The 12923-nt window shown below is 68.9% G+C and carries 7 protein-coding genes; 3 read left to right on the plus strand and 4 right to left on the minus strand.

The window, feature by feature from the left end; all coding sequences use genetic code 11:
• Positions 1-25 precede the first annotated feature (25 nt).
• Entirely contained in the window at positions 26-2107 is a 2082-nt protein-coding gene (locus tag VGT80_RS11795) for a hypothetical protein (protein ID WP_327456014.1), read from the plus strand.
• A gap of 84 nt (positions 2108-2191) precedes the next feature.
• Positions 2192-4138 carry a PQQ-binding-like beta-propeller repeat protein gene (locus tag VGT80_RS11800; protein WP_327456143.1) on the plus strand — a complete coding sequence of 649 codons (1947 nt, stop codon included), beginning with the start codon at positions 2192-2194 and terminating at the stop codon, positions 4136-4138.
• Positions 4139-4151: 13 nt separating this feature from the next.
• Here the strand turns inward: VGT80_RS11800 and VGT80_RS11805 are convergent, their stop codons facing one another.
• The 4 genes from VGT80_RS11805 to VGT80_RS11820 all read right to left on the minus strand — a co-directional run bounded on the left by VGT80_RS11805 (position 4152) and on the right by VGT80_RS11820 (position 10591).
• Positions 4152-7754, minus strand: coding sequence for an ABC transporter permease/M1 family aminopeptidase (locus VGT80_RS11805; RefSeq protein ID WP_327456016.1), 3603 nt, complete (start codon positions 7752-7754; stop codon positions 4152-4154).
• A 12-nt stretch (positions 7755-7766) separates the two neighbouring features.
• Positions 7767-8645: an ABC transporter ATP-binding protein gene (locus tag VGT80_RS11810; RefSeq protein ID WP_327456018.1), complete on the minus strand. Its 879-nt coding sequence runs from the start codon at positions 8643-8645 to the stop codon at positions 7767-7769.
• Between the two features lie 85 nt (positions 8646-8730).
• On the minus strand, positions 8731-10233 hold the full coding sequence (locus VGT80_RS11815) for a M56 family metallopeptidase (protein ID WP_327456020.1): 1503 nt from the start codon (positions 10231-10233) through the stop codon (positions 8731-8733).
• Entirely contained in the window at positions 10226-10591 is a 366-nt protein-coding gene (locus VGT80_RS11820) for a BlaI/MecI/CopY family transcriptional regulator (protein WP_327456022.1), read from the minus strand. Before VGT80_RS11820 ends, VGT80_RS11815 begins: the two co-directional genes overlap by 8 nt.
• A gap of 132 nt (positions 10592-10723) precedes the next feature.
• Between VGT80_RS11820 and VGT80_RS11825 the strand changes: the two genes are divergently transcribed.
• A complete protein-coding gene (locus tag VGT80_RS11825) occupies positions 10724-12922 on the plus strand; it encodes a TonB-dependent receptor domain-containing protein (protein WP_327456024.1) in 2199 nt (732 codons plus the stop codon).
• Position 12923: the final 1 nt, after the last annotated feature.

Consider the following 12923-nt stretch of genomic DNA (forward strand, 5'->3'; position numbering starts at 1 on the left):
CGCTGCCCGGCTGGGAGGACGGCCGATGAAGCTTTCTGCGAAGACCGCGCGCCAGGTTTCGAAATGGGGCCTGATGGCTTCCGCGCTCACCATGGCCGCGCTCACCGCAGGCGGCGCAGCCCTCAAGGCCCGCGCCGACGCGGCGCCGGCGGCGGGCCCGGTCCAGGTGGGCGACTTCATGCTCGCCGACCAGAACCTGCTGGCCAAGCAACTCTATCGGATGAGCGACGCCAAGGCGGTGGTGATCGTCACCTATGCCCGGGGCGATGCGGCGCTGCGCGCCGATGCGCCGGCGCTGACGGCGCTCAGGGCCGCCTATGCGCCCAAGGGCGTCGAGTTCCTGGCGCTCGATTCAACGCTCGGCGACAAGCGCGAGCCGGTGATCGCCGACGCCAAGGCGGCCGGGCTCGATATGCCGATCCTGTTCGACTACGAGCAGCTGGTCGGCGAGGAGCTGGGCGTCACCCGCGCAGCCGAGGCCATCGTCATCGATCCACGGACCTGGACCGTCGCCTACCGCGGGCCGGCCGCCGGCGCCCACGCCAAGGCGGCGCTGGACGGCCTAGTGGCCGGCGAGAAGGTCGCCATGGCCGCCGAGCCGTCGCATGGCGGGGTCATCGCCTTCCCGGAGCGCGCCCACCAGGCGGCCTTCGCGAAGATCTCCTACGCGCAGACCGTCGCCCCGATCATCAAGGCGAAGTGCGCCACCTGCCACCAGCCTGGCGGCGTCGCGCCCATGGCGCTGAACACCTATGACCAGGTCAAGGGCTTCTCGCCGATGATCCGCGAGGTGATCCGCACCCATCGCATGCCGCCCTTCCTGGCCGACGAGACCGTGGGCCAGTTCAAGGACGACGAGCGGCTGACCCCGGAGCAGATGAAGACCCTGGTCCACTGGGTGGACGCCGGCGCGCCGCGCGGCTCAGGGCCTGACCCCCTGGCGAAGATCCACTTCCAGGCGGCGGAATGGCCGCTCGGCAAGCCCGACGTCGTGCTGAACGTCCCGCCGGCCAAGGTCCCGGCCACGGGCCTCATGGAATACCAGCACCCGGTGGTCGAAAACAAAATGGCCGAGGGGCGGTGGATGAAGGCCACCACCTTCCGCATCTCCGACCGCGCCGTGGTGCACCACATCCTGACCGGCGTGGTGCCGGAGGGCTTCAAGCCCGGCGAACAGGTCTCCGAGGCCCGCTGGGGCGCCTCGCTGGGCGGCTACGGCCCGGGCCGCGGCTCCAACATCGAGCCGGTGAACACCGGCGTCTGGGTGCCGCCGTCCGGCGGCGTCGCCTTCCAGAACCACTATACCCCCTACGGCCGCGAGACGGTCGAGGACACCCAGATGGGCATCTACTTCTACAAGAAGGGCGAGGAGCCGAAGTACGTCCTGCGCACCTTCGGCATCTTCGACTTCAACATCGAGATCCCAGCCAAGACCGAGGTCCACCCGGAGGTCGCCTACATCGCCTTCCCGAAGGACGCGATCCTCTACGGCATCACCCCCCACGCCCATAAGCGGGGCTCGTCCACGAAGGTCGCGATCCGCTATCCGGACGGCCACGAGGTGATGCTGCTCGCCCTGCCGCGCTACGATTTCAACTGGCAGTACGAGTACTTCCTGAAGGACCCGCTGAAGGTGCCGGCCGGCTCGAAGATCATCGCCCGCTGGACCTATGACAACTCGATCCGCAACCCCGCCAACCCCGATCCCAACAAGACCGTCCACTGGGGCGAGCAGACCACCGACGAGATGCTGGCCACCTATCTGCACTACCGCTGGGTCGACGAGACGGTGAAGAAGCAGACGCCGGAGTACGAGACCGCGCTGCAGAACAACCTGCTGTTCGGGGTCCTCGACACGAACATCGACGGCAAGCTCGCGCCCTCGGAGCTGCACGGCCAGGCCGGCGAGATGCTGAAGAAGTACTTCGCCCTGATCGACACCGACCACGACGGCTTCATCGAGCCGGCCGAGCTGGCGGCGGCCCAGAAGCTGCTGCCCAAGGGCCGCCGCGGCGGCGGGGGCGGCGCGCCGATGCCCATGCCCCCAGCGCCGGCCGAGAAGACGGCGGTCACCACATCTGCGCCCGCGTCCGGCGGGGGCAAGTGACGGATCGCCTCGGACAGGGCATTCTTACCCGATTGATTGCGTGATTTGACGCCGACGAGGCGGGGGGATTTGAGCGTGGCATTCATGAAGTCCTGGGCCTGCGGCCTTGTCCTGGCCGCCAGCGCGGCCGTGTCGTCCTGGGCGCCCACCGCCAGCGCCCAGCCCTCGGCGCCCAATGCCGGCGAGCAGATCTACCAGCAGCGCTGCAAGAGCTGCCACGAGGGCGGCGCCGAGCGGGCGCCCACGCCCGCGGACCTGGCGCGCCGGTCCAAGGACGACATCGTCAACGCGCTCACCTCCGGCATCATGGCTCCCATGGCCGCGGGCCTGACTCAGGCCGATAAGGAAGCCGTCGCCGGCTACCTGACCGCGGCCAAGACCCCGGCTCCGCCGGCCGCCGCCGGCCGCGGCGACGTGGAGATGCCGCAGATCGCCATCACCGGCGGGCCGAAGACCACCGATCCCATGTGCAAGGGCCCGGCGCCGGCCATCAAGTCGGCTGTCGGCGACTGGTCCTCCATGGGCGTGGACGACCGTTCCAGCCGCTTCCAGCGCCATCCCGGCCTCACCGCAGCCGAGGCGCCGAAGCTGAAACTCAAGTGGGCCTTCTCCATGGCCGGCGGCGGCCAGCCGGCGGTGGTCGGCGACTGGCTGTGGGTGACCAACCGTTCCGGCAAGTTCTACGCCCTCGACGCCAAGTCGGGCTGCGTGCGCTGGGTCGTCTCGGACCTGGTGTCGCGCACCACCCCGGTGGTGATCCGCTCGCCGATCTCGCCCTCGGGTTGGGCGACCTTCATCGGCCAGAGCGACCGGCTGGTCCGCGCCTTCGACGCCCAGACCGGCAAGGAACTGTGGCGCAGCCCCGAGCTGGAGAGCCACAAGATCTCCCTCCTCACGGGCTCGCCCGTCGTGGCGGGTGACAAGCTCTTGGTGCCGATCTCCTCGATCGAGGAGGCCGCGGCGATGAGCCGGTCCTACGTCTGCTGCACCTTCCGCGGTTCGCTGGCGGCGCTCGACATCAAGACGGGCAAGATGCTGTGGAAGACCCCCACCATCTCCGAGCCACTGCAGAAATCCCGCGAGTCGGAGGGCAAGACCCTGACCGGCCCGGCCGGGGCGGCGGTCTGGGCGGCGCCCTCGCTCGATCTGAAGCGGGGCCTCGTCTACATCGTCACCGGCGACAGCTACACCGACGTGCCGACCATCGGGCCGGACTCGGTGATGGCCATCGAGATCGCCACCGGCAAGATCCGCTGGCAGCACCAGGTCACCCAGAAGGACAACTTCGTCATGGGCTGCGGCCCGGCCTCGAAGTCCGGCAACTGCCCGACCCCGCTCGGTCCCGACGTCGATTTCGGGGCCACCCCGATCCTGATGACGCTGAAGGGCGGCCAGCAGGTGCTGGTGGCCGGCCAGAAGTCCGGCATGGCCTATGGGTTCGATCCCGACAACGGCAAGCTCATCTGGCAACAGCGGCTGGGCGAGGGCTCGGCGCTCGGCGGTATCGAGTGGGGCATCGGCGCGGACGACCGCAAGGTCTACATCCCCGTCTCCGACTTCGGCCAGGTGGCCTCGGAAGGCCGTCCGATGCGCCCCGGCGCGCCGGCGCAGGCGCCGGGCCGGCCTGGCCTCAACGCCGTCGATCCGGCCACCGGCAAGGTGATCTGGTTCACCCCGGCGCCCAAGGCCCCCTGCCACTACGCCAGCGACGGCGCCCGCGAGAGCCGCTGCATCCGTTCGCAATCGGCGGCCCCGGCGATCATCCCGGGCCTGGTGTTCGAAGGCGCCCTGGACGGCTGGTTCCGGGCCTATGACGCGGCCACCGGCAAGATCGTCTGGGAATATTCCACCACCGCCCAGACCTACGAGACCTTGAACGGAATCAAGGGTCAGCCCGGCGGCGGCATCGACGGCATGGGCCCGACGGTCGCGAACGGGATGGTCTACATCGTCAGCGGCAACAACGGCGCGGCGCGGGTGGGCTCCAACGGCGTCAACGTCCTGCTGGCCTTCTCCGTGGACGGGAAGTAGCGGCGGCGACGCCTCAGCCGCCGGTCACCTTGATGTCGTTGTCCTCGGAGTTGCGATCGATCCGCTTGTTGTAGGGGTCGACGCCGGCGAACAGCGGCTTGCGGGCCACGGTGACGACGAAGCTCTGCACGCCCGATCGCAGCGGCAGGCGCTGCATCGAGATCACGTCCTTCGCCGAGAACCTGGGCTTGCCCGGCTCGGCGGCGAACAGGCCAACGTCGACCGTTTCGCCCGCCATCGGCGCCTCGGTCTCCCGGCCCTGGCCGTTGGCGTAGAGCTTCTTGGCGTCGACCGTCAGCGTCACGTCCCAGCGGCCGTCCGGCCGCTTCCTCGCCACCGCCGACTTGGTCTTCAGGTCGTAGAGCGTGATCCGCTCGAACAGGTCGGTGATCAGCTGCTGCTTGTCGGCCGGCGCCTCGGCGCGGAAGTCCGCGACCAGCTCCGCCGCGGTCGGATAGGGCGCGGCCTTGAACGCGTGGTCGTGCAGGAACTTGCGCAGGGCGCGGTTCACCGCCGCCTCGCCGATTTCGTCCTGCAGCCGGTACATGACCAGCGAGCCCTTGCGGTAGTGGATGTAGGCCTGGTTCTCGACCCGCTCCAGCGGCTCCTCCTCGACCGCCTCGCCGCCGCGCGCCCGGAGGTAGCCGTCGAGTTCGTACTTCAGGAACTTCCGGATCATGTCCGGCCCGTACATGTGCTTCATGACCATCAGGGCCGAGTACTGGGCCAGCGTCTCGTCGAGCATGGTCGCCCCCTGCTCGTCGGCCCCGATCACCTGGTGGGCCCACCACTGGTGGCCCAGCTCGTGGGCTCCGACGTAGGTCACCATGTCGATGCGCGACGGGTCGCTGCCGGCGTCGGCGATGAACACCAGCCCCTCGGACCACGGCACGGTGCCGGCGAAGGATTGGGCGAAGCTGCCGTCGGGGGCCGGGAACTCCAGGAACCGGAGCTGGCGGAACTGATAGGGGCTGAAATTGGCCTGGTAGTAGTCGAGCCCGGCTTCGCCGGTCTTGATCATCCGGTCGACGTTCCACGGGTGCTGCGCGTCGTAGTAGACACTGATCGCCACGCCCTTGTAGGCGACCGTCTTCACCGCGTAGCGGGCCGACTGCATCGAGAAGAAATGCAGGATCGGGGCCTCGGTCACGAAGCGTGAGGTCCGCCGCCCCCCCGCGACGCGGGTCGCGACCTGGTAGCCCGGCGCGATCGGGACCTGATCGGCGTCGGTGGTGAGCGTGATGTCGGAATTCACCCAGTCGGAATCGTGGCGGATGAAGGTGAACCGGGTCGCCGCCGGGTCGCCGAGCTTGGCCACGCGCCGCTCGGGCGGCAGGCCGTACTTGCGGCGCTTGGCGCGGTCCTGAAGCAGGCCGTTCAGGTCGAGACCGAAGGCCGGCGCCACGTCGAAGTCGTTGAGGAACGAGCCGTTCGGCACGACGCTGAGCATCTGGCCGCCGTTGGCGAAGCCGCGTTGCTCGCGCTCGGTCTCGAAGGCCACGGTGCGCCGTTCGCCGGGCTGCATGGGCGTCTCGAAGGTCCAGATCCCGTATTTGTAGGCCGGGTAGTCGGTCTTGAGCTTCGCGCCCTGCACTTCGAGGCGCTTCACCACCAGGTCGCGGTCGAAAAACCGGACGTGGACCTCCTTGAGCGGCGCGCCGGTGCGGTTCTCGATCTGGTAGCTGCCGCGGGTCACGACCTTCGGCCCGCGCGGGTAGAGCTGCACGTCCAGCTTGACGTCGGTGATGGTGGGCTGCGGCGTGTCGTGGAAGCGCCAGAGCGCCTTTTCCGCCTCGGCCTGGAAGCGCTCCACGGCGAGGTGGTTGCGGTAGGGATTCCAGACGTGGGTGTTGACGAAGATGTAGCCGCCGCTGGCCACGAACACCGCGACGGCGAGCGCCAGCACGATGCCCGGCGCGCCCTTCAGCCGCGAGGGCAGGCGGCGCAGGCGCGGCATGAACCGCGTCTCGGTTCCGCGCCGCCACAGCCCATAGGCCAGCACCAGCAGGATCATGGCGAAGGCCGACCAGTAGAGCCGGAACCAGTAGGCGCCGATCCAGAACCGGCCCTGGCCGTTGAGGTCCGACAGCGGCACGTTCACGCCGCTGCCGTACTGGTAGAGGTTATCCTCCAGGCCCAGGTTCGACATCACGATGCTGGAGATCATGTAGATCACCATCACACCCCAGCCGACGAACTTGTGGGGGCTCAGCGCCTGGACGAACATCGCCAGCACGGCGAGCAGCATCAGGTCGATCGACTGCGGCAGCAGCCACCACAGCAGATACTCGCCGAGCTGCAGGTGGGCGTAGCCCTTGATCAGCTGGATGACGACGGCGACCGCGATGCTGACGACCAGCGTCGAGATCAGCACCAGCGAGATGGCCAGCGTCTTGGGCGCCAGGAAGGCCCAGTCCGGGATCGCGGTGGCGTCGACGATCTCGTGGGTGCGCCGTTCGCGCTCGCGCCAGACCAGCTCGCCGGCGTAGTAGATGGCGATGATCGCGGTCACGGCGCTGAAGATCCCGCCAAGCGCTGAGATCATCACGCGGGTGACGGGGAAGATCCGGCCGCCATAGAGGCTGATGTCGGTGGCCAGCCACAGGTTGACGATCGACAGCACCGCCGCCAGGCCGAGCAGCACGAAATAGGCCGGGCTCTTGAACACCTGGCCCATGTCGAGCCGCGTGCGCGCCCAGAGCTGGGCGCGGGCTGCCGCGCCGTCAAACCGCGGCTTGGGGAGCGGCGCGCTGGAGGCCCCCGGCGGCGGGTCCGACCGGGCGGCGAGCTTCGCGGCCCGGCGCTGGCTGCGCGAGGCCTTGCCCGTCTCGAAGCGGAACAGGACATAGGACAGGGCCAGGAAACCCGCCGCGATGCCCAGCCACAGCAGCCGGTTCCACAGGATGTAGCCCTCGATCGCCGGGACCAGGGCGTTGCGCTCGCTGGCCGTCCAGTAGCGGGTGGCGAGCCCGAAGGCGGCGATGCCGTTCGGCTCCCACAGCGCCGCCGTGGACTCCAGGCCCTGTCGCGACAGGATCAGTCCGAACACCGCGCGCAGCACCAGAAAGGCGACGACGCCGACGTAGGTCCACATCATCGAGCGGGTGAGGCTGGCGAGCGTGAAGAACACCGCCGAGCTCAGGAACAGCACCGGCACGGCCAACCAGAAATAGGCGTAGAGGTAGGCGGCCGGCAGGAACGGCCCGAGCGTCTCGCGGTCGACCCAGGGCATCAGCGAGCCCAACCACATGCCGAGCGGGACGGCGACGAACGACAGGACCGCAGCTGCGTAGGCGCCGGTGAAGCGGCCGAACAGGTAGTCGAACTTGGTCACCCGCGTCGACCGGATCAGCGGCCCGAAGCCGGTCTCGTCATCGCGCACCACGACATTGGCCACGAAGGCGGTGGTCACAAACATGTAGATCACCGCGAACACCAGGCTGGTCTGGGCGATCACCCAGGGCGCGTTCTTGTGCACGTTGGCGGTGTTGCCGATCTGGACATTGTCGGAGGCCACGGCCCCGAACGACATCAGAAGGAAGATGATCGCCGCGACCCAGAAGATCGGCTGGCGCACCTGGTAGCGGAACTCGAAGCCCGCGATCTTGAAGAACATGCGCCCCGCGCCTCAGGCGGCTTGGCGGGCGGCGGCGAGCGTCGAGAAGTAGACATCCTCCAGCCCGCCGGCGACGCCGGCGAAGCCGTCGCCCGGGTCCTTGTCGGCCAGGACGTGGACGACGGTCTGACCGGCGAACAGCCGGGTGGAGATCACCTGGTGGCTGGCGCGGACCGCTTCCAGGCTCGCCTTGTCGACGGTCTTGGTCCAGATGCGGCCCTTGAGGCTGGCGAGCAGTTCGTGCGGCGCGCCATCGCGCACGATCCTGCCGTCGGCGATGATCGCCATCCGTGGGCAGAGGTCGGAGACGTCCTCGACGATGTGGGTCGACAGGATCACCACCACCTGCTCGCCGATCTCGGCCAGCAGGTTCAGGAACCGGTTGCGCTCTTCCGGGTCGAGGCCGGCGGTGGGCTCGTCGACGATGATCAGCTGGGGGCGGCCGATCAGCGCCTGGGCGATGCCGAACCGCTGGCGCATGCCGCCGGAGTAGCCGGCGACGGCCTTCTTGCGCACCGCCCACAGGTTCACCTGCTGCAAGAGGCCCTCGACGGTCTCCTTGCGCTCCGCCTTCCCGGCGACCCCCTTCAGCACCGCCATGTGGTCCAGGAGGTCGTAGGCGGAGACCCGCGGATAGACCCCGAAGTCCTGTGGCAGGTAGCCCAGCGTCCGCCGCAGCAGCTCGGGCTGGGCGATCACGTCGATGTCCTGAAAGTGGATATCGCCCGAGGTCGGGGTCTGCAGGGTCGCGATGGAACGCATCAGCGTCGACTTGCCGGCCCCGTTCGGGCCCAGCAGGCCGAACATTCCCGGGGGGACCTCGAGACTGACGTCGTCCAAGGCGCGTACGCCGTTGGCATAGACATGGCTCAGGTTCTTGATCGAAAGCATCCGCCGGCTCCCCTGCCAGCCGCCAAGCTGCCGTCCTTCGCCCCGCCAATGCAAGTGATCGAAATGTAACCTCGACTGTGACGTCTCAAGGAGTCCAGATCCGGTCGACGCGCACGAACCTGCGTCCGCGGCCGGCTTCCACCTCCTCCGGCGTTTCGGGCCGGATCGTCGGCGTGACCAGCACCACCTCGCCGCCGCTGAGCCGGATCTGCCCGGTCTGGCCCGACGCCAGGGTCACGCTGCCCGAGCTGGCCGGATCGAAGCGCCCGCTCAGGCTGGCGGTGACCAGCAGGCGGTCGCCGTTCTGGACGACGCTGGTGAAGAGCTTGTAGCGGCTGGCGTTGCGCAGGATGTAGCCCAGCCGGTAGTAGGACTGCGAGCCGAAGGCCGTCAGGTCGGTGGTCAGCGGGATGCCGTCGCGATCGGTCATGGTGGCCCGCACGCGCACGGCCGAGCCCGGCTCGACCCGCGACCAGCCGGCGGCCGTGTGCACGCGCCGCGCCGCCATCGGCGGACCGAACTCACCCGGCGAAAGCAGCCTGTCGTCGGGACCGGGCGCGGGAAGCGGTTCGGGCGCAGCCTCGGCATAGACCAGCGCCGCCTTGGCCGGATGGGCGCGGTGGCGGGCCTGTGAGGGGGTCGGTTGCTCCGCGGCCGCACGCGGCGTCACCGGGCTGGAGATCGGAACTCCGGGCCTTGTGGGACCCTCCGGCGCGATCACGACCACCACCTCGGCGGGTCGGCCGGCCCACGCTGCCCCCGCACCGGCCAGCGCCAGCAAGGCGATGCAGCGCGCGCCCACCTTGCGACGCCGCGAGCTCGGGGTCTTGCGGGCCAGGAGGCCGATGCGCTCGGCCAGCGGGTGGGCGCCCTCGGCGGGCCAATAGCAACCCAGCGGCAGGGGACGCGCGGCCAACTGGGTCTTCAGCATCGCCTCGGCATAGGCCCGCCGGGCGCCTGGATGGGCGGCGACCACCTGGGCGTCGCAGGCCAGCTCCTGGTCGATCCGCAGGTAGTGCGCCGCGGCATGGATCAGCGGATTGAACCAGTTCACGCAGCGGGCCAGGGCGACGGCGGCGTTGATGCGCGGGTCGTGGCGGGCGATGTGCGTCCGCTCGTGGGCGAGCACCACCAGCTGTTCGCGCTCGGTGTAGCGGCCCTCGAAGTCGGACGGCTTGACGATGCTCGGCCGCAGCACCCCGATCACGGCCGGGCCGGCGCGGCCTTCGCGCGCGGCGCGTCCGAACTGCCGTTGCCGCCAGACGAGGTGGACGAGGCTGATCGCGACGCCCGCCGCCCACACCGCGCCCGCCAGCGGCCAGAGGTCGAGGCTCTGGGGCCCGGCGGCGTAGCGGGTCGGGGCCGCCTGGATCATTTCGATGGCCTGGGCCGCCGCGGGCTGGGCCACCGTCACCATTCTGGCCGGGGCCAACATGGCGAGCGCCGCCAGCGGGACCAGGGTCCACAGGCCGTAGGCGACCGAGGCGCCGAACATCGCGCGCGCGGGACGCCGCAGGATCAGGACCAGGGCGACCGCGATCGCCGCCGCCAGGTTGGCGCGCAACAGGGCGATGAGCGCCTCACTCATCGTCCAGCTCCGCGATCAGCTTCTTCAGGTGCTGGATGTCCTTGGGCGTCAACGCCCGATGCTCGGCGAAATGGGCGACCAGCGGGGCGACCTCGCCATCGAACAGGCGGTCGACCAGGTTCTGGCTCTCCGATTGGACATAGTCGCCGCGGGTGACCAGCGGCCGATAAAAGTAGCCTCCCGCGTCACGGCGCCCCTCAATGGCCTTCTTGCGCAACAGCCGGGTGATCAGGGTCTTCACCGTGCCCGGCGCCCAGCCATGCGCCTCGCCGACCGCGGCCACGACGCCGTCGGCGCTCAGCGGGCCCAGTCGCCACAGGGCGTCCATGATCTGGCTTTCGGCGCCCGAGATCTTCATCCGCCGCAATCTAACCCAAACCCCGCCCGTCGTCGCATTACGTAAAATACACGTGTATTTCCGGCCAGATTACACTTGTATCACGGCCAACGGTCGCGGCTGCTGGCGGCCTGAGCTCGTGGAGATGCGGCCTTGCGCAAGAGCTTGATCCTGACGGCGCTCGCTGCGGTCCCGACCGTCGCCCTCGCTCAAGCGGCGCCGGCCAGCGCCCCGGCGAAGCCGGCCGCCAAGCCGCCGACCGCGCCGGCCGGCCACACGGTCGGCGAGGTGGTGGTCACCGGCCAGGGTGGCGCGCAGATGCAGACCTCGATCGACCGGCGCAGCTATTCGGTGTCGGCCGACCTCCAGGCCCAGACCGGCTCCATCGGTGACGCCCTGCGCAACGTGCCGTCGGTGGAGGTGGACGTGCAGGGCAACGTCTCCCTGCGCGGCGATCCCAACGTGACCATCCTGATCGACGGCAAGCCGTCAGGCCAGTTCCAGGGCGACAACCGGGGCCAGGCCCTTCAGTCACTGCCCGCGAGCCAGATCGAGCGTGTGGAGGTGATCACCAATCCCTCCGCCGAGTTCCGCTCCGAGGGCACCGGCGGGATCATCAACCTGATCAGCAAGAAGGCGAAGGGCGCAGGGCCCACGGGTTCGGTGAAGGCCACGATCGGGAACCGCGGCCGCGCGGTGGCGAGCGTCACCGGCGGATACAACTCCGGCAAGCTTTCGCTCTCCGGCGACGTGAGCTTCCGCCACGACGAGCAGCATCAGGTGGGCGTCGACGACCGGTTCCGGGCCGACCCGGGCGGCGGATTCGACGAGATCCGACAGACGCAGGACCTGCAGCTTCCGATCTACATCACGCAGGCGCGCGGCAGCCTGGACTACGACGTCGATGACAGGACGCGCCTGAGCCTGGAGAGTCACGGCGCCTATGTGGATTTCCACCTGTCCGGGCCGAACCGCTTCGGCCTGGACACGCCCTCCGGCGTCCTCGCCTCCGACTTCAATCGCGACCTCGACATCCGGCAGTGGCGCGGCGCTGGCGAGGTGTCCGGCAGCGTCCGGCGCAAGCTCGACGGCAAGGGCCAGGAGCTGACAACAAGCCTCAGCTACGAAGGGATCAATGACGACCGCATCCGCTCCGGCCACGACGAGAGCTTCACGCCTGTCCTGCCGGACAGCTTCGACCGCCAGCGTCTGAACTACGATCAGCGCCACACCGAGCTGAAGGCCGACTATGTGAAGCCGGTCAGCGAAGGATCGACGCTGAAGGCCGGCCTCGATCTGGAAGGCTATGACAATTCCTATGGCAACCAGGGATTCGTCGGCGCCTCGGCCAATGCGCTGGTCCCCGACGCCACGCTCAGCAACGTCTTCCTGTTCAAGGAGCGGCTGAACCAGGGCTATGTCACCTTCGAGCAGCCGTTCGGCGACCTCTCGGTGCTGGCCGGACTGCGCGTCGAGGACACGCGGATCGACCTCAACCAGCGCACCCAGGCGCGCACCGCCCAGAACAACTACACCAAGCTGTTCCCGAGCCTGCACCTGGCCTGGAAGCTCGATGACAGCCGCAAGCTCACCGCCAGCTACAGCCACCGCATCCAGCGGCCGGACCCGTTGCAGTTCAACACCTTCCTGTTTCCGCTCGACCCGCTGAACTTCCGCACAGGCAATGCGGCCCTCAAGCCCTCGGAGACCCGCTCCTACGAGCTGGGTTATGAATACCGGGCTTCGCCGGCGATCTATCTCGCGACCCTCTACTATCGCGACAACTTCAACGGTTTCTCCGACGCCGTGCAGCCGCTCGGCAACGGCCAGTTCCTGACCACGGTGACCAATATCTCCAAGAGCCGCTTCGCCGGCCTTGAGCTGGTCGCCAGCGGACGTCTCGCGACGGGGGTCAACTACAACCTGTCGTCCAACCTCTACTGGACACAGATCGACCCGCAGCCGCTCGGTTCGCCGGAGACGCGCTCGGCCTATGGGATTTCGGGACGCGGCAATGTCACCTGGCAGGTCACGCCCAAGGACCTCGTGCAGGTCAATGTCTTCGTCAACGGCAAGCGCCTGATCGCCCAGGGCGTCAGCGAGCCGTTCGGGGCGCTGAACATCGGCTATCGCCGGAAGATCACCGACCAGTGGTCGTTCCTGGCCACGGCCAACGACCTGCTGCACACCATCCGCTTCCGCCAGACCCTCGACACGCCCACCCTGCGGGCGCGGCAGAGCTCAGACGTCGATTCCCGCCAGATCTACGTCGGCTTCGTCTGGACGCTCGGCGCCGGTCGGCCCCGCGACCCGGGCTTCGATTTCGGCGGCGGCGCCGCGCCGCCGAGCTAGG

Origin of the sequence: Phenylobacterium sp. (genome assembly GCF_035944335.1) — a bacterium.
In the GTDB taxonomy this organism is placed as follows: domain Bacteria; phylum Pseudomonadota; class Alphaproteobacteria; order Caulobacterales; family Caulobacteraceae; genus Phenylobacterium.

What these genes read in the sequence shown, in the direction of transcription:
- VGT80_RS11795 (WP_327456014.1), top strand. Translation starts at nt 26, where the DNA reads ATGAAGCTTTCTGCGAAGACCGCGCGCCAGGTTTCGAAATGGGGCCTG.
- VGT80_RS11800 (WP_327456143.1), top strand. Translation starts at nt 2,192, where the DNA reads ATGAAGTCCTGGGCCTGCGGCCTTGTCCTGGCCGCCAGCGCGGCCGTG.
- VGT80_RS11805 (WP_327456016.1), bottom strand. Translation starts at nt 7,754, where the DNA reads ATGTTCTTCAAGATCGCGGGCTTCGAGTTCCGCTACCAGGTGCGCCAG.
- VGT80_RS11810 (WP_327456018.1), bottom strand. Translation starts at nt 8,645, where the DNA reads ATGCTTTCGATCAAGAACCTGAGCCATGTCTATGCCAACGGCGTACGC.
- VGT80_RS11815 (WP_327456020.1), bottom strand. Translation starts at nt 10,233, where the DNA reads ATGAGTGAGGCGCTCATCGCCCTGTTGCGCGCCAACCTGGCGGCGGCG.
- VGT80_RS11820 (WP_327456022.1), bottom strand. Translation starts at nt 10,591, where the DNA reads ATGAAGATCTCGGGCGCCGAAAGCCAGATCATGGACGCCCTGTGGCGA.